This window comes from Mycobacterium sp. Soil_C_30 (assembly GCF_057656995.1).
This window is the reverse complement of sequence record NZ_JBDGJH010000007.1, coordinates 185,184-208,904: the sequence shown is the minus strand read 5'-3', so window position 1 is coordinate 208,904 and position 23,721 is coordinate 185,184. Positions and strand designations below refer to the sequence as shown.

Here is a 23,721-nt window from a genome sequence, read left to right as displayed (position 1 = left end):
CAAAAACGGCGCGCCTGCGCCCGCAGCCGGGTCAGGAGGGTTAGCGTCGGTGTGTGACTGTGGGCGAGCCTACCGAATTCCGGGCGGCGGTGGAGGCGATGAGTGCCGCGACCGTTCGACCGGAGATCGAGCTCGGACCCATCCGGCCCCCGCAGCGTCTGGCGCCGTTCAGCTATGCGGTCGGCGCGGAGGTCAAGCATCCCGAAGCGGCCACGGTCCCGGAGACTTCCGACGGTGACGCGTTCGGGCGGCTGATCCTGCTGCACGACCCCGAGGGGTCCGACGCCTGGGACGGCACCATGCGGTTGGTCGCCTACATCCAGGCCGACCTGGACTCCAGCGAGGCGATCGATCCGCTGCTGCCCGAGGTGGCCTGGAGCTGGCTGGTCGACGCGCTGGAATCGCGCTCGGAGCACGTCACCGCCCTCGGCGGCACGGTGACGGCCACCACATCGGTGCGCTACGGCGACATCTCCGGCCCGCCGCGGGCCCATCAGCTGGAATTGCGCGCGTCGTGGACGGCCACCTCCCTGGACCTGGGCATCCATGTGCAGGCATTCTGCGAGGTTCTCGAGCATGCTGCGGGGCTGCCGCCCGTCGGGGTCACCGACCTCGGATCCCGGTCGCGCGCCTAGATGACGGCGCCCGAATCCGACGGCGTCGAAGACACGCCCGAACCCGAACCGGTACCACTGACCTCCCCTGCCGACGGTGTGCCCGAGGTGGCGGTGACCAAGTACGACATCGCCGCGGCTGCGGAGTTCCTGGCCGGCGGAGCGGGCCCGTTCGCCGTGGATGCGGAACGGGCGTCGGGATTCAAGTACTCCAATCGCGCTTACCTGATCCAGATCCGGCGCGCCGGGGCGGGCACCGTCCTGATCGACCCGGTAAGCCACGGCGGCGACTCGCTGGAGGTCCTCCGTCCTGTGGCCGACGTGCTCAGCCGCGACGAGTGGATCCTGCATGCGGCCGATCAGGATCTGCCCTGCCTGGCCGAGGTGGGAATGCGACCACCCGCGCTGTATGACACCGAACTCGCCGGCCGCCTGGCCGGATTCGACCGGGTCAACCTGGCGGCCATGGTGGCCCGCTTGTTGGGTCTGGGCCTGGCCAAAGGACACGGGGCGGCCGACTGGTCGAAGCGACCGCTGCCCCATGACTGGCTCAACTACGCCGCCCTCGACGTCGAAGTGCTGATCGAACTGCGGGCCGCCATCGCCGCGCTACTCGACGACCAAGGCAAAACAGATTGGGCTGCACAGGAATTCGATCACCTGCGCACCTACGAAGCGCCGCCCACCCGGCGGGACCGCTGGCGGCGCACCTCCGGAATTCACAAGGTGCGCAATCCGCGCGCCCTGGCCGCGGTGCGCGAACTGTGGACTGCACGCGACGAAATCGCCCGCCGCCGCGATATCGCGCCCGGGCGGATCCTGCCCGATGCCGCGATAATCAGTGCGGCACAAGCGGACCCGAAGACGGTCGAGGAGTTGACTCAACTACCGGTGTTCGGCGGGCCGAAGCAGCGGCGCCACGCCAAGGTCTGGATGGACGCGCTGCGCGTCGCTCGGGACAACCCCGAACCACCGGCGTCCGGCGACTCGAACAACGGGCCGCCACCGCCGGTGCGGTGGAGCAAACGCAAACCGGAGGCTGCGGCCCGTCTGGAGGCGGCGCGCGCCGGGCTCAGCGCACTGTCGGAGCGGGTCACGGTGCCCACCGAGAATCTGCTGTCCCCGGAGCTGGTGCGCCGCCTGTGCTGGGATTGGCGCGACCCGGCCGATCCCGCCGCCATCGCTCCCACCGTCGAGGCGTTCCTGCGCGACGGTGGGGCCCGGCGCTGGCAGCGGGACCTGACCGTCCCGGTACTGACGGCCGCCTTGACGCCGCCGCCCTGACGTTTGGCGCAATTGACGGCGGGAAACCTCCCGTCCACCTGTGAAGCAAAGGACCCGGCGTGGCCGAGAAGAAGGAAACGCACGACGAGAAGGAGCGGCAGCGCTTCGCCGACCGGGTTTTGTCCGTTGCCGAGGACGCCGTCTACTGGGCCATCGCCGTCATTCTGATCGCCGGGTCGGTGGCCCTCCTGGTGGCTCAGGTGCGCACCATGTTCACCCTGCTGGACACCCCGACCGGCGACGTCATGCTGGAGTTGCTCGATGGCGTGCTGCTGATCTTCATCTTCGTCGAGTTGCTCTACGCCGTGCGCACCAGCTTGCGCTCGCATGAACTGGTGGCCGAGCCGTTCCTGATCGTGGGAATCCTGGCCTGTATCAAGGAGATCGTGGTGCAGTCCGTGGAGGCGGCCAAGATCGTCGGTCAAGGCCCAGAGTTCGCGCGCACCATCGTGCAGACCGGCGTGCTGGGGGCGCTGGTGCTGGTGTTGGCGGTGGCCGCTTTTGTGCTGCGCGAGCGGCGGGGCCAGATCAGTTCCGATGACGAGATAACCGGCGACTAGGTGCTCGTAGCTGATCCGCCGACGTCGTCGAACGCCGGAACACCCGACTCAGGGCGCCCGAAAGCGCGCTCTACTCGCCCTGTTCCGCCGAAACGTCGGTCTGGGTGAGAACGTCCGAATTGCCCAGAGCGGCAACCCAACCGGTGATCTGACGCGCAATGTTCTGCTCGGTCAGGCCGATCTGGTCGAACAGCTGGCTGCGCGAAGCGTGCGGCTGGAACTCCTGCGGCACGCCGACGTCACGGCACGGCACGTCGATCTCCCTGCGCCGCAACGCCGATGACACCGCCGAGCCGATACCACCGGCAACACCGTTGTCCTCCAGAGTGACCACCAGCTTGTGGGCGACGGCCAGTTCCGCGATCACCTCGGGGACCGGCAGCACCCAACGCGGGTCGACGACAGTGACGCCGATGCCCTGATTGCGGAGGCGTTCGGCGACAGCCAGCGCCATCGCCGCGAACGGCCCGACCGCGACCACGAGCACGTCATCGGAGAGTCCGTCGGCCGGACGGGCCAGCACGTCGACACCCGACACCCGCTCGATCGCCGAGATGTTCTTGCCGACATCACCTTTGGGGAACCGCAGCGCGGTGGGGCCGTCCTTGACAGCCAATGCTTCGCGCAGTTCCTCGCGCAGTGTGGCGGCATCACGGGGGGCGGCGACGCGCATACCCGGCACGATGCCGAGCATCGACAGGTCCCACATGCCGTTGTGGCTGGCGCCGTCGGGGCCGGTGATCCCGGCCCGGTCCAGAACCATGGTGACGGGCAGCTTGTGCAACGCCACATCCATCATCACCTGGTCAAAGGCACGGTTCAGGAACGTCGAATAGATGGCCACCACCGGGTGCAGCCCGCCCATGGCCAGGCCGGCAGCCGAGGTCATGGCGTGCTGTTCGGCGATTCCGACGTCGAACAGGCGGTCCGGGTAGCGCTGACCGAACGCGCTCAGCCCGGTGGGCCCGGGCATGGCAGCCGTGATCGCCACGACGTCGCGACGCTTCTTGGCGATCTTGATCAGTTCATCGGAGAACGCCGCGGTCCACCCCGGTGCGGACACCGTGGTGGCCAGCCCGGTCAGCGGATCGATGATCCCGGTGGCATGCATCTGCTCGGCCTCGTCGTTCTCGGCCGGCCCGTAGCCCATGCCCTTGCGGGTGGCCACGTGCACGATCACCGGCGCGTTGAACCCGCGGGCACTGCGCAGCGCCGCTTCGACGGCGTGCTCGTCGTGTCCGTCGATGGGACCGACGTACTTCAAGCCCAGATCGGTGAACATCACCTGCGGCGACAACGCGTCCTTGATACCGGCCTTGACGCTGTGCATGCACTGATAGCAGAACTCGCCGATGACGGGCACCCCGCGCACGGCGCCACGGCCCTTCTCCAGCAGCCGCTCATACCCGGGCTGCAGACGCAGCGTGGCCAGATGGTCGGCCAGTCCCCCGATGGTGGGGGCATAACTACGTCCGTTGTCGTTGACGACGATCACCACAGGCCGCCGCGAGGCGGCGATGTTGTTCAGCGCCTCCCAGCACATACCTCCGGTGAGTGCACCGTCACCGACGACGGCAACCACGTGGCGGTTGCGGTGCCCGGTGAGTTCGAAGGCCTTGGCCAGGCCGTCGGCATACGACAGGGCCGACGACGCGTGGCTGGACTCCACCCAGTCGTGCTCGCTCTCGTCACGGCACGGATACCCCGACAACCCGTCCTTCTTGCGCAGACTGTCGAAATCCGCGCAGCGGCCGGTGAGCATCTTGTGCACGTACGCCTGATGCCCGGTGTCGAAGATGATCGGGTCATGCGGGGAGTCGAAAACCCGGTGCAAAGCGAGGGTGAGTTCGACAACACCCAGGTTGGGGCCCAAATGACCGCCGGTTGCAGCTACCTTGTGAACCAGGAACTCGCGGATCTCAGCTGCCAGGTCACTTAGCTGAGACTGCGAGAGGTGCTGCAGATCAGCGGGACCGCGGATCTGATCAAGCATTCGGCCAGTCTACGCACGGAACCTGCGATCAGTCGCGATGAGCCTGGTAGATGTCGGGCACGCCGTCCCGGTCGGCGTCCGCGGTCTCCTTCTCGTGGATTCTGCGGTACACCCGGTTGCGACTCAGCAACACCACCGCGGCCAGCAGACCTGCGACGACGGAGCCAACCAGCACACCGATCTTGGTGTCGGCGGTCTCCTGCGTGCCGTACCCGAACGCCAGTTCGCCGATCAACAGCGACACGGTGAAGCCGATTCCGGCGAGCATCGAGACACCCAGCACATCACGCCAGGCCAGCTCGTCGTCGAGGTCGGCGCGGGTGAATCTGGCCAGGACAAATGTGGTGCCCAGAATGCCGATCGGTTTGCCCAACACCAGCCCCGCGATCACCCCGATGGTCACCGGGTCCATCAACGCGTCGCCGAAGCCCGCCAGCCCACCCACCGTCACACCGGCGGCGAAGAATGCGAAGACCGGCACCGCGAAGCCCGCCGACAACGGCCCCACCAGGTGTTCCATCCGCTCCGCGCACGCGTGGCGGCCGAGCACCGGCACGGTGAATCCGAGCAGCACCCCGGCGACTGTGGCATGCACGCCGCTGGCGTGCACCAGCGCCCACGCCACTACGCCGAGCGGCAGCAGCAGCCACCACCTGGCGAAGCCCCGTTGCACGGCGAATGCGAACAAAGCGATCGGGATCAGAGCCAGAGCCAGCGGCGCCGGTGACACCTCATCGGTGTAGAACACCGCGATCACCGTGATGGCCAGCAGATCGTCGACCACGGCCAGGGTCAGCAGGAATGTGCGCAGGGCACTCGGCAGATGGGTGGAGATCACGGCCAGGACGGCCACCGCGAACGCGATGTCGGTGGCGGTGGGCACCGCCCAGCCGGCCAGCGTGTCCGACGACCCGCTGCCGACGTTGACGGCCACGTAGACGAGTGCCGGGACCACCATGCCGCCCACCGCTGCCAGAATCGGCAGCGCGGCTCGGGCGGGGTCGCGGAGGTCGCCGGCGACGAACTCCCGCTTGAGCTCGAGACCGACGACGAAAAAGAACACCGCGAGCAGGCCGTCGGCCGCCCACGCCGCGATGGACAGATCGAGATGCAGCGCCGCCGGCCCGATCCGGAACTCGGATACGTCGTGGTAGAGGCCCGACCATGGGGAGTTGGCCCAGATCAACGCCGCGGCCGCGGCAATCAGCAGCAGCACACCGCCCACGGTTTCCTGACGCAGCACCTCGGTCAGGCGTTTGGTCTCCGGCCACGAGCCGCGGGTGAACAGGCGTGCTGCGGCGCGGGTGGGTTTCTGGTCGGACACGTCTACTCCCGGGTGTAGGCAGAGCTCAGGGCAACTTCGCCGACCAGACTTCCCGGCACACCGTGTTTTCGTCCGAGAGTCTAACGGCCGGAGTCCGAGGCTGCGAGGCACGAGCAGGCGAAGGAGCTCCGGCCCAAACCCACGCCGGAGTCCGAGGCTGCGAGGCACGAGCAGGCGAAGGAGCTCCGGCCCTGATCTACCGGGTCAGCAGGGCCACGCACTCCACGTGATGCGTCAGCGGGAAGGCGTCGAACACCGTCAGTTCCTGCACCTGGTAGCCGTGCTTGCGGTACAGCCCGATATCGCGGGCGAACGACGCCGCCTCACAACCGATGTGCACCACCCGCGGCACCTCGGCCGCCGCCAGGGTGTCGATCACCTCGCGGCCGGCGCCTGTCCGCGGCGGGTCCAACACGGCCACCGCCGCTTTCCGCTGATGCGCCAGTGCCCGCCGCACCGAGTCGGTGACGAAGTGCACCTGCGTCAGGTCGGCGAGCGCCGCCCGCCCGGCCCGTGACGCCGACCGTGAGGTGTCCACGCTGATGACGCGCCCGCGCTCGCCCACGGCATCGGCCAGCGCTGCGGCGAACACACCCGCGCCGCCATAGAGGTCCCACGCGGTCATCCCCGGCTCCGCGGCCGCCCAGGAGGTCACCAGCCGGCTGTAATGGGCAGCGGCGTGGCGGTGCGCCTGCCAGAACGCCGTCGCCGGGAGCCGCCAGGTGCGCGGCCCTACGCGCTGGGTGGTCTCGTACTCCCCCTCCACCGCGCGGGTGCGCCGCTGCGGGCCACCGCAGACCACATGCCGGTCGCCGTCGTCGTCGACGACGACATGCACCTGATCACCGGCGCGGATGGCGTCTTCGGGCAGCTCGGCCAGCATCCGGTCGGGCAGCTGACCACAGCGCAGGTCGGTGACCAACTCGGCGCTGTGGTAGCGGTGAAAGCCGGGCCGCCCGTCGGCGCCCGCCTCCAACCGCACCCGGGTACGCCAGCCCGTCGCACCGGCGTCGCCCACCTGCTGCGCGGGGCCCGACCACTCGAAGCCGCCGAGCCGCTGCAACTGATTGGCCACCACCTCACCCTTGACGGCCCGCAGCGCGGCGGGGTCGACAAAGGCCATGTCGCAGCATCCTGAGCCGTGCACCCCGGCGATCGGGCACAGCGAGGGCACCCGATCCGGTGACGGGTCGAGCACTTCGAGAGCCTCTGCGTGCCAATATGCTCCGCGTTCATCGGTGATGTGCGCCCGCACCGTCTCCCCCGGTAGGGCGTAGCGCACGAACACCACCCGGCCGTCATGGCGGGCAACACAACTGCCACCGTTGGCGGCCGCGCCGACGGTCAGTGTCAGTTCGGTCATTCGAGGAATCCCCGGCGCGCGTCACCCGGCGCCGACTGCGGCTCCAACTTCTTCAACCTCTCCGACGAATTCAATTGCCACGGAACAGAAGTCACCATCACGTTGGGTTCGAACAGCAGCCGCCCCTTGAGTCGCAACGCGCTCTGGTTGTGCAGCACCTGTTCCCACCAATGACCCACCACGTATTCGGGGATGAAGACGGTCACGACGGTGCGGGGCGACTCCTTGCCGATGCGCTTCACGTAGTCGAGCACCGGGCGGGTGATCTCGCGGTACGGCGAGGCGATCACCTTTAGCGGGACCGACACATCGCTTTCCTCCCACTTGTGTACCAGCTCACGGGTTTCGGCGTCGTCGACGCTCACCGTGATGGCCTCCAGCACATCCGGGCGCGTCGCGCGCGCATAGGACAGCGCCCGCAGCGTCGGCAGATGCAACTTGGACACCAACACCACCGCGTGGTTGCGGCTGGGCAGCACGATCGAGCCGTCCTGTTCGGCTTCCTGCTCGGCCAGTTCACGGGCCACCGTCTCGTAGTGGCGGTGGATCAGCTTCATCATGACGAAGAACGTCACCATCGCCGCGATGGCAATCCAGGCTCCGGCGACGAACTTGGTGATCAGCACCACCACCAGAACCGATCCGGTGCACAGCAATCCGATGGTGTTGATGATCCGGGAGCGAAACATCTTGGAACGCACCTGCTCGTCGGTCTCGGTGCGCAGCAGCCGGGTCCAGTGCCGCACCATGCCGATCTGGCTCAGCGTGAACGACACGAACACCCCGACGATGTAGAGCTGGATCAGCGCTGTCACCTCGGCGTTGAACGCGACCACGAAGGCGATGGCCGCCATGGCCAGGAACAGGATGCCGTTGGAGAACGCCAAGCGGTCACCGCGGGTGTGCAGCTGACGCGGTAGGTAGCGGTCCTGAGCCAGGATCGAGCCCAGCACCGGGAAACCGTTGAACGCGGTGTTGGCGGCCAGGATCAGGATCAGCGCCGTGACGATGGTGATCAGCAGGAAGCCCAGGTGGAAGCCACCGAACACCGTTTCGGCCAGCTGCGCCACCAGGGTCTTCTGGTGATAGTCGGCAGGGGCGCCCTCGAGCTGGGTGGCGGGATCGTCGACGATCTGCACGCCCACCCTCTCGGCCAGCAGGATGATTCCCATCAGCAGGGCGACCGAGATACCGCCGAGCATCAGCAGGGTGGTTGCGGCGTTGCGGGACTTCGGCTTTCGGAACGCCGGCACCCCGTTGCTGATGGCCTCCACGCCGGTGAGCGCCGCGCAGCCCGACGAGAACGCCCTGGCCACCAGGAACACCATCGCCAGGCCCAGCACGTCGTCGGACTCGGCATGCATCTCGAAGGCCGCGGACTCCGCCTGCAGTGGATCACCGAGCACGTAGATGCGGAACAGCCCCCACCCGAGCATCACGAACATGCCGACGATGAACGCGTACGTGGGGACGGCGAACGCGATTCCCGACTCCCGGATACCGCGTAGGTTCATCCCCATCAGCAGCAGGATCGCCAGGACGGCGAAGAGCACCTTGTGCTGGGCGATGAACGGCACCGCCGATCCGATGTTGGACATCGCCGAGGCCATGGAGACGGCCACGGTCAGCACGTAGTCCACCAGCAGCGCGCTGGCCACCGTCAGCCCCGCCGTCGGGCCCAGGTTGGTGGTGACCACCTCGTAATCGCCACCGCCGGAGGGATAGGCGTGCACGTTCTGCCGGTAGCTTGCGACCACGATCAACATCACGAACGCCACCGCCAGCCCGATCCACGGCGTCAGGGCATACGCGGACAACCCCGCCACCGACAGCACCAAGAAGATCTCTTCGGGGGCGTAGGCCGTGGATGACATGGCGTCGGATGCGAACACCGGCAGCGCGATCCGCTTGGGCAGCAGGGTGTGCCCCATGCTGTCACTGCGGAACGGCCGACCCAGAACCAACCGGCGAGTGGCGGTCGAAAGCTTGGACACGAGGTCCAAGGGTATGCCCATGCACGATTGGCGGTAGCGTTCCGCGTACGGTCAGTTCACCGCGAGTGGGCAGGCGACCTGTCACAGGGAACCAGCCGAAAGGACGCCAGGTGCGAGTAGTGGTGATGGGATGCGGCCGCGTGGGTGCCGCACTCGCCGACGGATTGGCCCGCATCGGCCACGATGTAGCCATCATCGATCGGGAGAGCACGGCATTCCAGCGACTTTCGCCCGACTTCCCGGGTGACCGGGTGCTCGGGATGGGCTTCGATCGCGACGTCCTGCTACGCGCCGGCATCGAAGAGGCCGGCGCCTTCGCGGCGGTGTCCTCCGGCGACAACTCCAACATCATCTCGGCACGGGTGGCCCGTGAGACCTTCGGCGTGCGCAAGGTGGTGGCTCGTATCTACGACGCCAAACGCGCCGCGGTCTACGAACGCCTCGGCATCCCCACGGTTGCCACCGTGCCCTGGACCACCGACCGGTTGCTCAACGCCCTCACCGGGGACACGGAGACGGCCCGCTGGCGCGACCCCACCGGCACCGTATCGGTGGCCGAAGTGGTGTTGCACGAACAGTGGGTCGGGCGCCGGGTGACCGACCTCGAGGCGGCCACCGGTGCGCGCGTGGCCTTCCTGATCCGGTTCGGCACCGGAATCCTGCCCGAGCCCAAAACCGTGATCCAGGCCAGCGACCAGGTTTACATCGCCGCGGTGTCGGGGCGCGCCGCCGAGGCGATGGCCATCGCGGCGCTGCCGCCCAGTGAGGAGGCAGGCCAATGAGGCGCGGTGACGACGAACCCGCAGACGCAATCCAGGGGCAGGAGCGCCGCCGATGAGAGTTGCCATTGCCGGCGCCGGCGCCGTAGGGCGTTCGATCGCCCGTGAGCTCGTCGAGAACGGCCATGACGTCACCCTGATCGAGCGCAATGCCGAGCACATCGACGTCGACGCCATTCCCGCCGCCCACTGGCGGCTCGGCGACGCCTGCGAGCTGTCCCTGCTGGAGTCGGTGCGCGCCGAGGATTTCGACGTGGTGATCGCAGCCACCGGGGACGACAAAGCCAACGTGGTGCTCTCGCTGTTGGCCAAGACCGAGTTCGCGGTCTCCCGCGTGGTGGCCCGGGTCAACGATCCGCGCAACGAGTGGTTATTCGACGAGGCCTGGGGCGTGGACGTGGCAGTGTCCACCCCGCGCATGTTGGCCTCGCTGGTGGAAGAAGCAGTTGCGGTCGGCGACCTGGTGCACATCATGGAGTTCCGCAAGGGTGAGGCCAACCTGCTGGAGATCACCCTTCCCGACGACACCCCGTGGGGTGGTAAGCCGGTGCGCAAACTGGACCTGCCCCGGGATGCGGCGCTGGTGACGATCCTGCGGGGCAACCGGGTGATCGTGCCGCAGTCCGATGAACCTCTCGAGGGCGGCGACGAGCTGCTGCTGGTGGCTTCCCCCGAGGTCGAAGGCGATCTGCGCGCGCTGCTGCTGCCCGCGGGGGCGCAGAACTCCTAGAGCCTCAGCGGCCCCGGTCCAGACAGCGCGCGCTGTCCACCGGCGCCACCGACGCGGTGGTGGGTGGGGTGCGGATTCCGGCGGCGGAGATCAGCCCGGCCGTCGCGAACAGCACCGCGGTCACCAGCATGCCGCGCTGGAATCCGGCGAAATCGATTGTGCTGCCCACGATCACGGACATGAAGGCGATGGCGATCAGTCCCGCGATCCGGGACACCGCGTTGTTGACGGCCGACCCGATACCGCTGTGCACCGGGTCGACGGCGCCGAGCACGGTCGCCGTCAGCGGCGACACCGTCATCGTCAGGCCGAGGGCGAACAGCACCAGGCCGGGCAACAACTGGGTCCAGAAGTCGAAATCCGCGTTCACGCGGGCCATCAGGGCGAAGCCCACCGCGGCGATCAGCGGGCCCGCCGCCATGTACACGCGCGGCCCGTGCCGGCCCGCCAACGCACCGAACCGCGCCGCCAGGAAGAACGACAGCACCGGCACCGGCAGCGTGGCCAGCCCGGCCTGGGTGGCGCTCAAATGCACTGTCTCCTGGAGGAACAGCGTCACCAGCAGCATCCCCAGCGACACCCCGGCGTAGAGGAACACCGTCGCCGCGTTGGCCACCGCGAAGTTGCGGGATCCGAAGATCGACAGCGGCATCATCGGATGACGGGCCCGGCGCTCCCAGAACGGGAACGCCGCCAGAGCGCTGATGCCGGCGACGAACGCACCCACCACCAGCGGATGCGACGGCCCCAGCCGCTGCTGTTCGATGAGCGCGAAGACGGTGCCCGTCAACCCCAGTGCGGCCAGCGCCGCTCCGAGACCATCGACATCGCGGATGCTGCGGGCGGCGGGCGCCGGATGTGGGGCCAGCCGGGCGCTCAGGTACAGGGTGAGCACCACCGGGGGCAGGTTGACCGCGAAGATCCATCGCCAGTTCAGGGCGTCCACCAGCACACCACCCAGCAGCGGGCCCACCACGAAAGCGGTCCCGGTCCAGGCCGTCCAGATGCCGATGGCTCTGGCCTGCTCCGGCCCGCTGAACCGCTCGTTGAGCATGGCCAGCGAACTGGGCACCAGGAATGCCGCACCCACGCCCTGCAGGCAGCGCGCCGCGATGAGCAGCGCCCCATTCGGCGCCACCGCGCACAGCAGCGAAGCCAGCGCGAACAACACCAGACCGGCCCGCAGTACCGCAAGTCGGCCGAACGCATCGGAGACGGCGCCGGCCACCAGGATGAGTGCGCCCAGAGCCAGCAGATAGCCGTCGACCACCCACTGTTGCAAACTCAGGCCGCCGCCGAGATCGGTGGAGATGGCAGGCAGGGCGAGATTGACCACCGAGCCGTCGAGGAACGCGACGAACGACGCCAGGATCGTGACGGCGATCAGCGCCCGGCCGGCCGGGTCACGGCCGGCCATCGCTAGTCGGGCTGCCGTGCGGTACCGGTCTCCAGATCGGGCTGCGGCGCCGGTTCGGCCGGTTCAGCGGCCTCGATGGCCCGCTGGGCTGCCTTGATCGCGAAGTAGGTGACCAGCGCGGCGATCGCGGTCAGGGGCCAGCCCATCGCGATGCGGGCGAAGCCCAGCCAGCCGGTCTGGTCGGCGTCGTAGAGGTGGTTCTGCACCACGAAACGGGACGCGAACACCAGCACCCAGGTCAGCGTCGCGAGATCGAAGGCCCGCACGGCACCGCGTACCGAGCGCCAGTCCTTGCCCTTGCCGCCGACCCAGCTCCACAGGTAGCCCGCCACCGGGCGGCGGATCAGCACCGACACCGCGAACACCACAGCCCACAGCAGCGACATCCAGATGCCGTAGAGGAAATACCCTTTCGCCTCCCCGACCAGGTAGGCGATCAAGGCGCAGAATCCCACGCCGATGAACCCCGACACCGCCGGCTGTACCGATTCCTTGCGGACCAGCCGCCACACCAGGATCAGCGCGGCGATGGCCAGCGCGGACACGATGGCGGGCACCAGGCCGAAGGCCGACGAGACGGGTACGAACGCGACGACCGGCAGCGAGGAGTAGATCAGACCGCTGACGCCGCCCATCTGGTCCATCAGGGCCTGAGCGCTGGTGCGGGTCTCCGCTTCCTGGCTGGTGTTGTCTTCGGTCACCGCTGAATCTCGTAGTGCGGGTTGTAGATCGCCTTGCCGCCGTTGTCGAGCTTGCCGACCCGGCCGTGCACCCGCAACGTGCGCCCGGAGTCGATACCCGGGATGCGGCGCTGCCCCAGCCACACCAACGTCACCGTGTCGGTGCCGTCGAACAGTTCGGCTTTGACGCCACCGGCACACCCCTTGGCGTTGGCCTCGACGCTTCGCAGCGTCCCCACCATCGTGACCTCCTGGCCACGCTGGCAGTCGATAGCGCGCTGTGCTCCGGTGACGGCCGCTTCGTCCGTCAATTCCTCGGCGTCCCGCTGCTCGGGATCCTCCGTCAAGCGACGGGTGAGCCGACGCAGATAACCTTCGGCCGCAGCCATGGTCACTCCTGACATTCCAGCAGATTCACAGTGCCAACGACACGGTAGACCTGTTGGTTCCCTATTGCCACGCCGCACCCCGGCCAAACCTTCACTTTCCGCCGATACCAGGCACGATCAACCACATGGCTGTTGATCTGCGCGGTGTGTCGACCGTTCTGCTGCCTGGCACTGGCTCCGACGACGACTACACCTACCGCGCCTTCGCCCAGGCACTTCACAGCGTTGGTGCCGTGCCGCTGCCGCACGCGCCACAGCCCGGCCGGCTGATCGCGGGCTACCGCCAGGCGCTCGACGACGCCGCCCGGGAAGGCCCCATCGCGGTGGCTGGGGTGTCGCTGGGCGCTGCGGTCGGTGCCGCGTGGGCCATCGCCCACCCGGACCGGATTGTCGCGGTGTTGGCGGCGCTACCGGCGTGGACGGGCCCCCCGGACACGGCGCCCGCGGCGCAAGCCGCGTTGCACTCGGCGCAGGAATTGCGGCGCGACGGCCTGGTGGCCGCGACCGCGCGGATGCGTGACTCCAGCCCGGTCTGGTTGGCTGATGAACTGACCCGCTCCTGGGTGGGCCAGTGGCCGGATCTGCCCGACGCGATGGAGGAAGCCGCCCGGTACGTCGCGCCCACCAGTGGTCAGCTCGAGACGCTACGCGCCCCGATGGGCGTGGTGTCGGCCACCGACGATCCCGTGCACCCGCTGGAAGTCGGCGTGGAATGGGTGGCTGCGGCTCCGCATGCCGCGCTGCGCACGGTCACACTCGACGAATTCGGCCACGACCCCGCCGTGCTCGGCGCGGCTTGTCTGGCCGCGCTGACCGACATCTCGGCCTGATCGCGCACTCCGCAAGCTCCGCGCGCGAGTCGCTCGTCGGTCAGTGCCCGATTCGACCGACTCCTCCCCGCGCACTCCGCAAGCTCCGCGCGCGAGTCGCTCGTCGGTCAGCCGCCCGTGATGGTGCTGCGCAGCTGCTGCATGGCCGATCCCTGCGCGCTACGTCGAGCGGCCGGCGTCGGCGGCTGCTGACCCGCCTGCTGTTGACCGGCGCCCTGCTGCTGCTGGGCGGCCTGCTCAGCGGCGGCGCGCAGCTGTGCGGCCATCGGTTCGGGCAGTTGCACCGGCAGTGGCGTACGCACCGGCAGCGGAGTGCTGTCGCGACGAACTACGGTGTCGGCCAGAGCTTTTCGCGCCTCCACCGTCAACGCCTCGATGGTCTCGTGGCCGGCGTTGACCACGCAGCGGATCATCCACCGGTAGCCGTCGACGCCGATGAAACGCACCGCACCGGAGGCGGCCCCGACCACCTCACGGCCCCACGGACCGGACTCGATGCTCACCTGCGCGGTGTCCTTGCGCAGCGACTCGGCCAGTTCACCGGCCACCTCCCGCCACAGCCCCGCGCTCTTGGGGGCGGCGTAGGCGGCGATGGTGAAGCGGCCGTTGGGCGTCACCACCCACACAGCGCTCGGCACACCGGTCTGGCTCAGCTCGACCTGCACCTGCCCGGCAGCCGGCATCGGGATGAGCACCGAGCCCAGGTCCAGCCGACCGACCTTGGCCACCTCGGGGTCGTCGAAATCCTCGATGTCGAACGGGCCATCGAGGTCGTCACCGACCGCAGCCGCGCTTTCCGTGGCCTCGGCCGCGTCGTCGCCCGGCTCTTCTTTGTGGTGTTTTCCGAATGCCATCACAAGCTCGAATGTCCTCCCGATGAGCCGTGGCCGCCTTCGCCACGGGTGGTGTCCCCCAAACCCGCCTCGTCGAAGGACGAGACCTCGACAAGTTCGGGTAGCTCGACGCGCTGCACTATCAGCTGCGCTATCCGGTCGCCCCGGCTGATCACGATCGGTGCCACCGGATCGAGATTGATCAACGAGACCTTGATCTCACCGCGGTAGCCGGCATCGATGGTGCCGGGGCTGTTGACGATCGAAAGGCCCACGCGCGCAGCCAAACCCGATCGAGGATGGATCAGACCGACCATGCCGACGGGGATCGCGACCGCGACGCCGGTGGGCACGAGGGCGCGGTGGCCGGGCGCCAGTTCCACATCCTGGGCGCTGAAAAGGTCCACGCCGGCGTCACCTTCGTGGGCGCGGCTGGGCAGAGGCAGTTCCTGGTCCAGACGGACCACCGCCAGGCGGGTCGACACGAGGCATGAGACTACTCTTGGCCCGGTGGCGGGAACGCGTGAGACCTCGCAGACGGTGCGCTACCGCGAGCGTCTGTGGGTGCCTTGGTGGTGGTGGCCATTGGGATTCGGCTTGGCCGGACTGATTGCCTTGGAGGTCAATCAGGGCGTTCAGGGGCTCCCCGACTGGGTGGCGTTCGCGGTGCTGTTCGGGGTAGCCGCTGCAGCACTGGTGTGGTTGGGACGCTCCGAGGTGGCGGTGATCTCCACCGGCGGCACCACCGAACTGTGGGCCGGGCAGGCGCACCTACCCGCGTCGGTGATTTCCCGGTCGGCGGAGATTCCGCGGACGGCCAAGTCAGCCGCCATGGGCCGGCAGCTCGATCCGGCGGCCTACGTGCTGCACAAGGGCTGGGTGGGGCCGATGGTCCTGGTGGTCCTCGATGACCCCGACGACCCCACCCCGTACTGGCTGGTCAGCTGCAGGCACCCTGAGCGAGTGCTGTCCGCGCTGCGCAGCTGACGGACGTCGCAACCTCGGACTCAGGCGGCGCAGTCGCTGCAGATCATCATCCCGTTCTTCTCGCTGGCGAGGCGGCTGCGGTGATGAACGAGGAAGCAGCTCGAGCAGGTGAACTCGTCGGCCTGCTTGGGCACGACGCGGACGGACAACTCTTCACCGGACAGGTCGGCACCAGGCAACTCGAACGATTCGGCGGTTTCGCCCTCGTCGACGTCGACTACGGCCGACTGCGCTTCGTTCCGCCGCGCCTTGAGTTCCTCCAACGAATCCTCGGAAACGTCATCGGTCTCATTGCGCCTTGGAGCGTCATAGTCGGTAGCCATCGTCTTCTTCCCCTCTTGGTTCCCCGCTCGCAAGCCTTGCCAGCAGAGCTTTGTACCAGTGCCGAACGCTTCCGCCAAACGATTCGTGCCCGGAACACCCTCTGTTCAAGTGTGATTTACATCACACTTGAACGGAGCCGGCAGTCCGTCGAAGCGCCGACGACCTCTAGAGTGCAGGCGTGGTCGCGCACATCACCGAAGGCACAGCATTCGACAAGCGGGGTTTGCCGTTCCGGCGCCGCAACATCTGGCCCGGCATCGTCGTGGCCGCAGTCCTCGCGGTGATCACCGGCCTGGTCTGGACCATCGCCTTGACCCGGCCGCCTGAGGTGGTCGAGGCCGCCGTGTGCAATCCGCCGCCCCCGCCTGCCGACCCCGCCACCCCCAAGTTGGGGCAGCAGGTCGCCAGCACCGACATGGCGGGCGTCGAACCGGCCAAACTCGTCGACACCAAGATCACCGTGCTCAACGCCAGCGGTCAGGGCGGCCAGGCCGCCGAGGTGTCCGGCGAGCTTCGCGACCTCGGGTTCGCCCAGCCCACGGCCGCCAACGACCCGATCTACGCCTCGACCCGCCTGACCTGCCAGGGCCAGATCAGATTCGGCCCGTCCGGGGAGGCCGCCGCCGCAGCGGTGTGGCTGGTGGCGCCGTGCACCGAGCTGTTTCGCGACGAGCGCGACAACGACACCGTCGACCTGGTGATCGGCACCGACTTCACCGAGCTGACCCACAGCGATGACATCGACGCGGTACTGGCCGGCCTGCAGCCCGACGCCACCGAGCCGGCCGATCCCGCGTTGCTGACCAAGATCCACTCGGCGAGCTGCTGACCCCTACTCGGGGATGGGCCCCAGGGCGCCCAGCCGGTCCAGCACACCGTGGAACTCGGCGGCCACACCGGGTGCGGCGGCCACCAGCAACTGCGCGGGCTCAGAGGGAAAGAGCATGTGCGCACCGGCCTCAGCCGCCACCAGCGCTCCCGCTGCCCAGTCCCACACGTTGAGCCGGTGCTCGTAGTACAGATCGAGCCGGCCCGCAGCCACCATGCACAGGTCCAGCGCAGCAGAACCGATCCGGCGCACATCACGCACCGACGGCATCACCTGCGACAGCAGCACCCCCTGCGCCGCCCGCCGGTTCGGCGCGTACCCGAAACCGGTGCCCAGCAGCGCCATCGACAGATCGCCGACGGCATTACACCGCAATGCCCTTCGCCCCCCGGGTCCTTCGACATGCGCGCCCTGGCCCAGGGCCGCCGAGTACACCTCACCGGAAACCACATCGGCCACCGCGCCCGCCACGGACACGCCATCCACCTGGGCGGCGACCGAGACGCCATAGGCGGGGATGCCGTAGACGAAGTTCACCGTGCCATCGATGGGATCGAGCACCCAGGTGACGGCACCGGCGGGCACGCCGGCGGCCGGGCCGCCGCCTTCCTCGCCCAGCACCGGATCGCCCGGACGAAGCTGAGCCAGCCGGTCCCGAAGCAGTCGTTCGGTTTCGGTGTCGACGATCGTGACCGGGTCGGTGGGCGTGCTCTTGGCGCGCACGGCGCCGGTTGCGACCTCACCGTCGGCGGCTTCCGGTGAGTCCCCGAACACCTCGGCGCGTCGGCGCCGGACGAACACCGCGGCCTCGGTGGCGATCTGTCGCGCCACATCACGCAAGTGGGCGAGATCACCGGCACCGAGTGCGGCACTCGGCGCTGCGGGGTGGGCGGATTCGGGCGTCGAGCTCTGCGAAGTCACCCCACTATCGCAACACACGATGCACACCCGGTGACACTGCCACCAAGTGGGCGTCGACACACTAAGGTGTGGATCGCCTACCGCCAGCCACGCCAGGAGCACAGCAATGACTGCACCCGATACGTCTTCCTCTGCGCAGCGCCGCGGCTTCGGCATCGACGTCGGAGGTAGCGGCGTCAAGGGTGGCATCGTCGACCTCGAAACCGGCCTGCTGATCGGCGAGCGTTTCAAGCTGCCCACGCCGCAGCCGGCCACACCGGAGGCGGTCGCCCAAACCGTCGCCGCGGTGGTCAGGGAGTTCGGCTGGGACGGGCCCCTGGGTGTCACCTACCCGGGTGTGGTCACCAACGGGGTGGTGCGCACCGCGGCCAACGTGGACAAGGCGTGGATCGGCACGCAGGTCAACGAGATCATCAGCGGCGCACTCAACGGCCAGGACGTCACCGTGCTCAACGATGCCGACGCCGCCGGACTCGCCGAGGAACGTTTCGGCGCGGGTAAGGACAACACCGGGGTCATCGTGTTGCTCACGTTCGGGACCGGCATCGGGTCGGCGGTCATCCACAACGGGGTGCTCCTACCCAACACCGAGTTCGGTCACCTGGAGGTCGGCGGCAAAGAGGCCGAACACCGGGCCGCCTCATCGGTCAAAGAGCGCAAGGAGTGGAGCTACGAGCGCTGGACCAAAGAGGTGACCAGGGTGCTGATCGCCATCGAGAACGCGATCTGGCCTGATCTGTTCATCGCCGGCGGCGGAATCAGCCGCAAAGCCGACAAATGGATTCCGCTGCTCGAGAACCGCACCCCGGTGGTTGCTGCGGCGCTCCAGAACACAGCCGGAATTGTCGGCGCGGCGATGGCCTCGCAAGGTGACGTCACCCACGGAACACACTGATAGCGGCGAAAATTTTGCCTGCTCGGCGCGGAGCAGGCCGTCTCAGTAGTTACAATGGTCGAGGCGGCCGCCACACGGATAGCGGCGAAACTCCTCCCGAGACTGACGCCGAATAATTCCGATAGCCGACGCTTTCGGTGGCGCTTGCCCATAGCCACCGAAAGTCAGCAAGACCGAAAGGGTGTACGTGGCAGCGATAAAAGCAAGCCCGGCAACCGAAGACACAGTTCCCAGCGCTGTGCAGGATCCTGCGGCAGGCGCCGCAGTAGCGCCCGCCAAGAAGGCTCCCGCCAAACGGGCCACCAAGGCCCCGGCCAAGCGGGCCACCAAGGCCAAGGCCGACGGCGCGCCGGCGCGGGGTCGCCCCAAGAAGGCAGCTCCCAAGGCCGAGGGCGATGACTCCGGCGACGCCGAAGAGATCGACACCCTCGACGACGACCTAGAAGCCGAACCGGGCGACGAACTCGAAGACGGCGACCTCGAACTCGAAGACGAGATCGAGGACGACGACGCCGACGGTGACGAAGCCGAGGGTGAGGGTGTGGCCGCAGGCGTCACCCCCGCGAAGCCGGCCACCGAAGGCGAGGAAGAGGAGATCTCCGAGCCGTCGGAAAAGGACAAGGCCTCCGGCGACTTCGTCTGGGACGAGGAAGAGTCCGAGGCGCTGCGGCAGGCCCGTAAGGACGCCGAACTCACCGCCTCCGCCGACTCGGTACGTGCGTACCTCAAGCAGATCGGCAAGGTGGCGCTCCTCAACGCCGAGGAGGAGGTCGAGCTCGCCAAGCGCATCGAGGCCGGCCTCTACGCCACCCAGTTGATGGCGGAGCTGTCCGACAAGGGCGAGAAGCTGCCCGCCGCGCAGCGCCGCGACATGATGTGGATCTGCCGCGACGGCGACCGCGCCAAGAACCACCTGCTCGAAGCCAACCTGCGTCTGGTCGTCTCACTGGCCAAGCGCTACACCGGTCGCGGCATGGCGTTCCTGGACCTGATCCAGGAGGGCAACCTCGGTCTGATCCGCGCGGTGGAGAAGTTCGACTACACCAAGGGCTACAAGTTCTCTACGTACGCCACGTGGTGGATCCGTCAGGCCATCACCCGCGCCATGGCCGACCAGGCCCGCACCATCCGTATCCCGGTGCACATGGTCGAGGTCATCAACAAGCTGGGCCGTATCCAGCGCGAGCTGCTGCAGGACCTGGGCCGCGAGCCCACGCCCGAGGAACTCGCGAAGGAAATGGACATCACGCCGGAGAAGGTGCTGGAGATCCAGCAGTACGCGCGTGAGCCCATCTCCCTGGACCAGACCATCGGCGACGAGGGCGACTCGCAGCTCGGCGACTTCATCGAGGATTCCGAGGCCGTGGTGGCCGTCGATGCGGTGAGCTTCACCCTGCTGCAGGATCAGCTGCAGTCGGTGCTGGAGACGCTCTCCGAGCGTGAAGCCGGCGTGGTCCGGCTGCGGTTCGGTCTCACCGACGGTCAGCCCCGCACGCTCGACGAGATCGGCCAGGTCTACGGCGTCACCCGCGAGCGGATCCGTCAGATCGAGTCGAAGACCATGTCAAAGCTGCGCCACCCCAGCCGTTCTCAGGTGCTGCGCGACTACCTGGACTAGAAACTCGTCTTGTTCTTGTCATAGCGGCGGTTGTCCCCCACCGAGGGACAACCGCCGCTATCGTTACGCCACGTGCCCGCTCCCCCGAAAACCCCGCCGGCCTGGCTGATCAACGGCGTCGGCAGGGTGCGCGCCGGGCTCGGTTTCCTGCTCCGCGCGACGGCCCCGGCGAGTATCACCGTTGTCGAGCTGGCTCAAGGGGCGTGGGTCACCCAGGCGTTGCACGTCGCGGTCGAGCTGAGTATCGCCGACACTCTGGCAGGCGGCGCGCTGACGGCCGACGACGTGGCCCGCCGGGTGGGCGCGAACCCCGATGCCACTTTCCGCTTGATGCGGGCGCTGGCCAGCCAGGGGATCTTCAGGCTCAGGCGAGATGGTCGCTTCGCTCTGACCGCCGCGGGCAACACATTGCGAACCGATGCCGATGGCTCCATGGCACCCATGCTCGCGATGTTGGGCAGCCCGCCGCACTGGGAGCATTGGGGCGAATTGCTGCACTGTGTGCAGACCGGCCAGACCGCGGTTGAAAAGCTGCGCGGCACACAGCTTTTCGAGTACCTGGACGCCCATCCGGAGTACGCTCGGGTCTTCAACGATGCCATGACCGCCGTCTCGGCCATGGCGATCACTGCCGCGGTGCCGGCATACGACTTCACGCCGCGCCGCCTCGTCGTCGACGTGGGCGGCGGTCACGGCGCATTGCTGGCCGCCGTCCTGGCTGCGGCTCCGGGGGCCCGCGGGGTGCTCTACGACTTGCCCTCGGTGGTGGCCGACGCCGGGCCGGCTTTCGAGACCGCCGGGGTGAGCAGCCGTGCCACCTCCGAGGGCGGGTCGTTCTTCGAACGCGTGCCCGAGGGCGCCGACACGTATCTGCTCAAAGCGATCATCCATGACTGGGACGACGAACGGGCGCTGACGATCTTGCGCAACATCCGCACCGCGATCGCCGAGGACGGCGTGGTGCTGTTGTTCGAGATGGTCTTGCCCCAGGGCGCTCCCCCGCACCCGGGTCTGTTGCTGGATCTGGAGATGCTGGTCAATTCCGGCGGTCGCGAACGCACCGCGGGCGAGTACGCAACGCTGTTGTCGCGAGCCGGCTTTCGACAGACGCGGGTCATCCCGACAGCAGGGCCGTTGTCGCTCGTCGAGGCTCGGCCGGTCTAGGTGTACTGACCACGGACGTTAGGTACGGATTACGGCGTGGCGTGGTGACATGAAGAAGACCTCCGAGTGAAGTGCGAGCTGTCTAAGGAACGCACCAACTCATCTCGGAGGTCTTCGTGTCCCACCGTAATGCCCCCTTGTCAGAAACCGGGCGTCTGCGCCTGGCTCGCTGCATCATCGAGGATGGCTGGTCGCTGCGACGAGCTGCCGAACGATTCCAGGTCGCCGTCACCACCGCCCAGCGCTGGGCGAAGCGCTACCGCGAGGAAGGGCCGGCCGGGATGGCCGATCGCAGCTCACGGCCCCACCGCAGCCCCAATCAGACCTCGACCCGGACCGAACGTCGCATCATCAAAGTCCGCGTCATCCGGCGTTGGGGCCCCGCCCGGATCGCCTACCACCTGAGCTTGAACGTCTCGACCGTGCACCGCGTTCTGACCCGCTACAAGCTGGCCAGGCTCTGCTGGCTGGACCGACCCACCGGGCGGGTCATTCGGCGGATGGAGTCCGCCGCTCCGGGTGACCTGGTGCATGTCGATGTCAAAAAGCTCGGCAAGATCCCGGCCGGCGGCGGGTGGCGGATGCTGGGCCGAAGTGCAGGTCGGCGCCACTCTCGGGCGGACAAACGCCACGGCACCGGAGCGGACAATGACGGACGGCGCGGCTATCACTTTCTGCACACCGCCATCGACGCGCACTCCCGGCTGGCCTATTCAGAGATCCTCAGCGACGAATGCAAAGAGACGGCTGCACAGTTCTGGCTACGTGCGCATTCCTGGTTCAACAAATGCGGCTTCACCGTACGGAAAGTATTGACCGACAACGGATCCTGCTACCGGTCTCAGACATTCCGAGACGCGCTCGGTGACATAGAACACCGCCGCACCCGACCCTACCGACCGCAGACCAACGGCAAGGTGGAGAGGTTTCATCGCACGTTGGCCGACGAATGGGCCTATGCGCGCCTCTACACCAGCGACGCCGAACGTTGCGCCGAGTTCCCGATCTGGCTACACCACTACAATCATCACCGCGGCCACACCGCACTCGCAGGTAACGCACCCGCCAGCCGCGTACCTAACCTCTCAGGTCAGTACATCTAGGCGTGCGGCAGAACATCTCCTCCGGGGCGGAGTACGAACGCGTCGTCGGCTACTCGCGGGCGGTCCGCACCGGGCCGTTCGTGGCGGTGGCGGGTACCACCGGCGCCGGAGCCGACATCGCCGCGCAGACGCGTGACGCGCTGGACCGTATCGCGGCGGCCCTCGAGCAGGCCGGTGCGCGACTGTCCGATGTGGTCCGCACCCGGATGTTCGTCACCGACATCTCGCTGTGGCCTGAGGTGGCCGCCGTGCACGCGGAGTACTTCGCGGCCATCGGCCCGGTGGCCACCATGGTCGAGGTCAGTGCACTCATCGCGCCGGACCTGCTGATCGAGATCGAGGCGGACGCTTACGTCGACGGGTCCGACTGACCCACGGTCAGCGGCGGAAACGTGCCGTCGGGGCCGGGTAGGTAGGCGGTGATACTTCTCACAGCCGCCACCGGCATGGGTGCGTACAAATGTGGGAACAACATCGCTTCCGGATCGCCCGGTACCCCCGGCTCCCAGCGCAGCGGCCCCATCAGCAGCTCGGGAGTCAGGTACAGCAGTACCAAATCGGTGCGCCCGGAGAACAACCGGTTCGCCGGCAGGTGTACCTGCTCAGGCGTTGAAAGATGGATGAAGCCGATGTCGGTCAGTGATGCAGGACGGTACTCCGCTCCCGATGAAGCGGCCGCCCATTCGTCTGCACCGCACAGATGCACCAGAACCGCGGAAGTGTTGGTCACGTTCCCACCTTGCCGTAATGAAACGGATCCGGGGTGAGACACGACACACCGGTGAACGCCTCGGGAACAAGGCCGGAACCGAAAACGTCTGAGACAGTAGAAACCACGCGAGAAACGGAGGAGCCATGAACGCAACTCTGACCAGTCCCGAGTTGACCCGGGCTGATCGCTGCGACCGTTGCGGTGCTGCCGCCCGTGTCGTTGCGAAACTGCCTTCAGGAGCCGTGCTGCTGTTCTGCCAGCACCACGCAAACGAGCACGAGGCCAAGCTTGTCGAGTTGGCCGCGGTGCTGGAGGTCAGCTCAGCCGAGCTGTAGGTCCACCCGGCGCGCCGGGGCCGCTGCTAGGCATTAACGGCTG

Annotated in this window: 26 protein-coding genes; 14 read left to right on the top strand and 12 right to left on the bottom strand. The window is 67.8% G+C overall.

Features of this window, described 5'->3' with window-relative positions:
- Positions 1-53 precede the first annotated feature (53 nt).
- The 3 genes from AC3A6P_RS15780 to AC3A6P_RS15770 are packed head-to-tail and all read left to right on the top strand — an operon-like array spanning position 54 to position 2,458.
- Positions 54-635, top strand: a complete 582-nt coding sequence (locus AC3A6P_RS15780; RefSeq protein ID WP_487692577.1) for a DUF3000 domain-containing protein — start codon at positions 54-56, stop codon at positions 633-635.
- The gene (locus AC3A6P_RS15775) at positions 636-1,898 is read left to right on the top strand and encodes an HRDC domain-containing protein (protein ID WP_487692576.1); all 1,263 of its coding nucleotides are present in this window, start codon (positions 636-638) and stop codon (positions 1,896-1,898) included.
- A gap of 59 nt (positions 1,899-1,957) precedes the next feature.
- Positions 1,958-2,458 (top strand): phosphate-starvation-inducible PsiE family protein, encoded by a 501-nt coding sequence (locus AC3A6P_RS15770; protein ID WP_487692575.1) that lies wholly within the window; start codon positions 1,958-1,960, stop codon positions 2,456-2,458.
- Between the two features lie 70 nt (positions 2,459-2,528).
- Here AC3A6P_RS15770 and dxs read toward each other — a convergent pair whose 3' ends face one another.
- From dxs to AC3A6P_RS15750, 4 genes are all read right to left on the bottom strand, one after another.
- The gene (gene dxs / locus AC3A6P_RS15765; protein WP_487692574.1) at positions 2,529-4,451 is read right to left on the bottom strand and encodes a 1-deoxy-D-xylulose-5-phosphate synthase; all 1,923 of its coding nucleotides are present in this window, start codon (positions 4,449-4,451) and stop codon (positions 2,529-2,531) included.
- 28 nt (positions 4,452-4,479) lie between these two features.
- Positions 4,480-5,775 carry a Na+/H+ antiporter NhaA gene (gene nhaA / locus AC3A6P_RS15760; RefSeq protein WP_487692573.1) on the bottom strand — a complete coding sequence of 432 codons (1,296 nt, stop codon included), beginning with the start codon at positions 5,773-5,775 and terminating at the stop codon, positions 4,480-4,482.
- Positions 5,776-5,971: 196 nt separating this feature from the next.
- A complete protein-coding gene (locus AC3A6P_RS15755; RefSeq protein ID WP_487692572.1) occupies positions 5,972-7,138 on the bottom strand; it encodes a class I SAM-dependent RNA methyltransferase in 1,167 nt (388 codons plus the stop codon).
- On the bottom strand, positions 7,135-9,132 hold the full coding sequence (locus AC3A6P_RS15750; protein WP_487692571.1) for an APC family permease: 1,998 nt from the start codon (positions 9,130-9,132) through the stop codon (positions 7,135-7,137). The genes AC3A6P_RS15755 and AC3A6P_RS15750 overlap by 4 nt, the downstream gene beginning before the upstream one ends.
- 110 nt (positions 9,133-9,242) lie before the next feature.
- On the opposite strand from AC3A6P_RS15750, the gene AC3A6P_RS15745 reads away from it, so the two are divergent.
- Entirely contained in the window at positions 9,243-9,914 is a 672-nt protein-coding gene (locus AC3A6P_RS15745; RefSeq protein ID WP_487692570.1) for a potassium channel family protein, read from the top strand.
- Positions 9,915-9,966: 52 nt separating this feature from the next.
- The gene (locus AC3A6P_RS15740; protein ID WP_487692568.1) at positions 9,967-10,641 is read left to right on the top strand and encodes a potassium channel family protein; all 675 of its coding nucleotides are present in this window, start codon (positions 9,967-9,969) and stop codon (positions 10,639-10,641) included.
- Between the two features lie 4 nt (positions 10,642-10,645).
- On the opposite strand, the gene AC3A6P_RS15735 is transcribed toward AC3A6P_RS15740, so the two are convergent.
- From AC3A6P_RS15735 to AC3A6P_RS15725, 3 genes are read right to left on the bottom strand one after another with little or no spacing between them, the layout of a single operon-like run.
- On the bottom strand, positions 10,646-12,058 hold the full coding sequence (locus AC3A6P_RS15735; protein ID WP_487692567.1) for an MFS transporter: 1,413 nt from the start codon (positions 12,056-12,058) through the stop codon (positions 10,646-10,648).
- Positions 12,059-12,060: 2 nt separating this feature from the next.
- Positions 12,061-12,702: a DUF3159 domain-containing protein gene (locus AC3A6P_RS15730; protein WP_487692736.1), complete on the bottom strand. Its 642-nt coding sequence runs from the start codon at positions 12,700-12,702 to the stop codon at positions 12,061-12,063.
- A 53-nt stretch (positions 12,703-12,755) separates the two neighbouring features.
- Complete coding sequence (locus AC3A6P_RS15725) at positions 12,756-13,127, bottom strand: OB-fold nucleic acid binding domain-containing protein (protein WP_487692566.1); 372 nt, start codon at positions 13,125-13,127, stop codon at positions 12,756-12,758.
- A gap of 125 nt (positions 13,128-13,252) precedes the next feature.
- Between AC3A6P_RS15725 and AC3A6P_RS15720 the strand changes: the two genes are divergently transcribed.
- Positions 13,253-13,957, top strand: a complete 705-nt coding sequence (locus AC3A6P_RS15720; protein WP_487692565.1) for a serine aminopeptidase domain-containing protein — start codon at positions 13,253-13,255, stop codon at positions 13,955-13,957.
- Positions 13,958-14,064: 107 nt separating this feature from the next.
- Here AC3A6P_RS15720 and AC3A6P_RS15715 read toward each other — a convergent pair whose 3' ends face one another.
- The gene (locus AC3A6P_RS15715; RefSeq protein ID WP_487692564.1) at positions 14,065-14,811 is read right to left on the bottom strand and encodes a DUF3710 domain-containing protein; all 747 of its coding nucleotides are present in this window, start codon (positions 14,809-14,811) and stop codon (positions 14,065-14,067) included.
- Positions 14,811-15,275 (bottom strand): dUTP diphosphatase, encoded by a 465-nt coding sequence (gene dut, locus AC3A6P_RS15710; protein WP_487692563.1) that lies wholly within the window; start codon positions 15,273-15,275, stop codon positions 14,811-14,813. The genes AC3A6P_RS15715 and dut overlap by 1 nt, the downstream gene beginning before the upstream one ends.
- A 25-nt stretch (positions 15,276-15,300) precedes the next feature.
- Here dut and AC3A6P_RS15705 point away from each other — a divergent pair, with 25 nt between their 5' ends.
- The gene (locus tag AC3A6P_RS15705; protein WP_487692562.1) at positions 15,301-15,777 is read left to right on the top strand and encodes a DUF3093 domain-containing protein; all 477 of its coding nucleotides are present in this window, start codon (positions 15,301-15,303) and stop codon (positions 15,775-15,777) included.
- A gap of 20 nt (positions 15,778-15,797) precedes the next feature.
- Here AC3A6P_RS15705 and AC3A6P_RS15700 read toward each other — a convergent pair whose 3' ends face one another.
- On the bottom strand, positions 15,798-16,100 hold the full coding sequence (locus AC3A6P_RS15700) for a DUF4193 domain-containing protein (RefSeq protein ID WP_487692560.1): 303 nt from the start codon (positions 16,098-16,100) through the stop codon (positions 15,798-15,800).
- A 179-nt stretch (positions 16,101-16,279) separates the two neighbouring features.
- On the opposite strand from AC3A6P_RS15700, the gene cei reads away from it, so the two are divergent.
- Positions 16,280-16,930 carry an envelope integrity protein Cei gene (gene cei, locus AC3A6P_RS15695; protein WP_487692559.1) on the top strand — a complete coding sequence of 217 codons (651 nt, stop codon included), beginning with the start codon at positions 16,280-16,282 and terminating at the stop codon, positions 16,928-16,930.
- A gap of 3 nt (positions 16,931-16,933) precedes the next feature.
- Here the strand turns inward: cei and AC3A6P_RS15690 are convergent, their stop codons facing one another.
- Entirely contained in the window at positions 16,934-17,770 is an 837-nt protein-coding gene (locus tag AC3A6P_RS15690) for an inositol monophosphatase family protein (RefSeq protein ID WP_487692735.1), read from the bottom strand.
- A 187-nt stretch (positions 17,771-17,957) separates the two neighbouring features.
- Between AC3A6P_RS15690 and ppgK the strand changes: the two genes are divergently transcribed.
- From ppgK to AC3A6P_RS15665, 5 genes are all read left to right on the top strand, one after another.
- The gene (gene ppgK, locus AC3A6P_RS15685; protein WP_487692557.1) at positions 17,958-18,746 is read left to right on the top strand and encodes a polyphosphate--glucose phosphotransferase; all 789 of its coding nucleotides are present in this window, start codon (positions 17,958-17,960) and stop codon (positions 18,744-18,746) included.
- Positions 18,747-18,933: 187 nt separating this feature from the next.
- Positions 18,934-20,364, top strand: coding sequence for an RNA polymerase sigma factor (locus tag AC3A6P_RS15680; RefSeq protein ID WP_487692555.1), 1,431 nt, complete (start codon positions 18,934-18,936; stop codon positions 20,362-20,364).
- Between the two features lie 72 nt (positions 20,365-20,436).
- Complete coding sequence (locus tag AC3A6P_RS15675; protein WP_487692554.1) at positions 20,437-21,528, top strand: methyltransferase; 1,092 nt, start codon at positions 20,437-20,439, stop codon at positions 21,526-21,528.
- A 116-nt stretch (positions 21,529-21,644) separates the two neighbouring features.
- Entirely contained in the window at positions 21,645-22,631 is a 987-nt protein-coding gene (locus tag AC3A6P_RS15670; protein WP_487692553.1) for an IS481 family transposase, read from the top strand.
- 2 nt (positions 22,632-22,633) lie between these two features.
- On the top strand, positions 22,634-23,002 hold the full coding sequence (locus tag AC3A6P_RS15665; protein ID WP_487692552.1) for a RidA family protein: 369 nt from the start codon (positions 22,634-22,636) through the stop codon (positions 23,000-23,002).
- On the opposite strand, the gene AC3A6P_RS15660 is transcribed toward AC3A6P_RS15665, so the two are convergent.
- Complete coding sequence (locus tag AC3A6P_RS15660; RefSeq protein WP_487692551.1) at positions 22,981-23,361, bottom strand: DUF952 domain-containing protein; 381 nt, start codon at positions 23,359-23,361, stop codon at positions 22,981-22,983. The genes AC3A6P_RS15665 and AC3A6P_RS15660 overlap by 22 nt on opposite strands.
- A 125-nt stretch (positions 23,362-23,486) precedes the next feature.
- Between AC3A6P_RS15660 and AC3A6P_RS15655 the strand changes: the two genes are divergently transcribed.
- Positions 23,487-23,678, top strand: a complete 192-nt coding sequence (locus tag AC3A6P_RS15655; protein ID WP_487692550.1) for a DUF7455 domain-containing protein — start codon at positions 23,487-23,489, stop codon at positions 23,676-23,678.
- Positions 23,679-23,721 lie beyond the last annotated feature (43 nt).

What these genes read in the sequence shown, in the direction of transcription:
- AC3A6P_RS15775 (WP_487692576.1), top strand. Translation starts at nt 636, where the DNA reads ATGACGGCGCCCGAATCCGACGGCGTCGAAGACACGCCCGAACCCGAA.
- dxs (WP_487692574.1), bottom strand. Translation starts at nt 4,451, where the DNA reads ATGCTTGATCAGATCCGCGGTCCCGCTGATCTGCAGCACCTCTCGCAG.
- AC3A6P_RS15755 (WP_487692572.1), bottom strand. Translation starts at nt 7,138, where the DNA reads ATGACCGAACTGACACTGACCGTCGGCGCGGCCGCCAACGGTGGCAGT.
- AC3A6P_RS15740 (WP_487692568.1), top strand. Translation starts at nt 9,967, where the DNA reads ATGAGAGTTGCCATTGCCGGCGCCGGCGCCGTAGGGCGTTCGATCGCC.
- AC3A6P_RS15735 (WP_487692567.1), bottom strand. Translation starts at nt 12,058, where the DNA reads ATGGCCGGCCGTGACCCGGCCGGCCGGGCGCTGATCGCCGTCACGATC.
- AC3A6P_RS15730 (WP_487692736.1), bottom strand. Translation starts at nt 12,702, where the DNA reads ATGGACCAGATGGGCGGCGTCAGCGGTCTGATCTACTCCTCGCTGCCG.
- AC3A6P_RS15725 (WP_487692566.1), bottom strand. Translation starts at nt 13,127, where the DNA reads ATGGCTGCGGCCGAAGGTTATCTGCGTCGGCTCACCCGTCGCTTGACG.
- AC3A6P_RS15720 (WP_487692565.1), top strand. Translation starts at nt 13,253, where the DNA reads ATGGCTGTTGATCTGCGCGGTGTGTCGACCGTTCTGCTGCCTGGCACT.
- AC3A6P_RS15715 (WP_487692564.1), bottom strand. Translation starts at nt 14,811, where the DNA reads ATGGCATTCGGAAAACACCACAAAGAAGAGCCGGGCGACGACGCGGCC.
- AC3A6P_RS15700 (WP_487692560.1), bottom strand. Translation starts at nt 16,100, where the DNA reads ATGGCTACCGACTATGACGCTCCAAGGCGCAATGAGACCGATGACGTT.
- ppgK (WP_487692557.1), top strand. Translation starts at nt 17,958, where the DNA reads ATGACTGCACCCGATACGTCTTCCTCTGCGCAGCGCCGCGGCTTCGGC.
- AC3A6P_RS15655 (WP_487692550.1), top strand. Translation starts at nt 23,487, where the DNA reads ATGAACGCAACTCTGACCAGTCCCGAGTTGACCCGGGCTGATCGCTGC.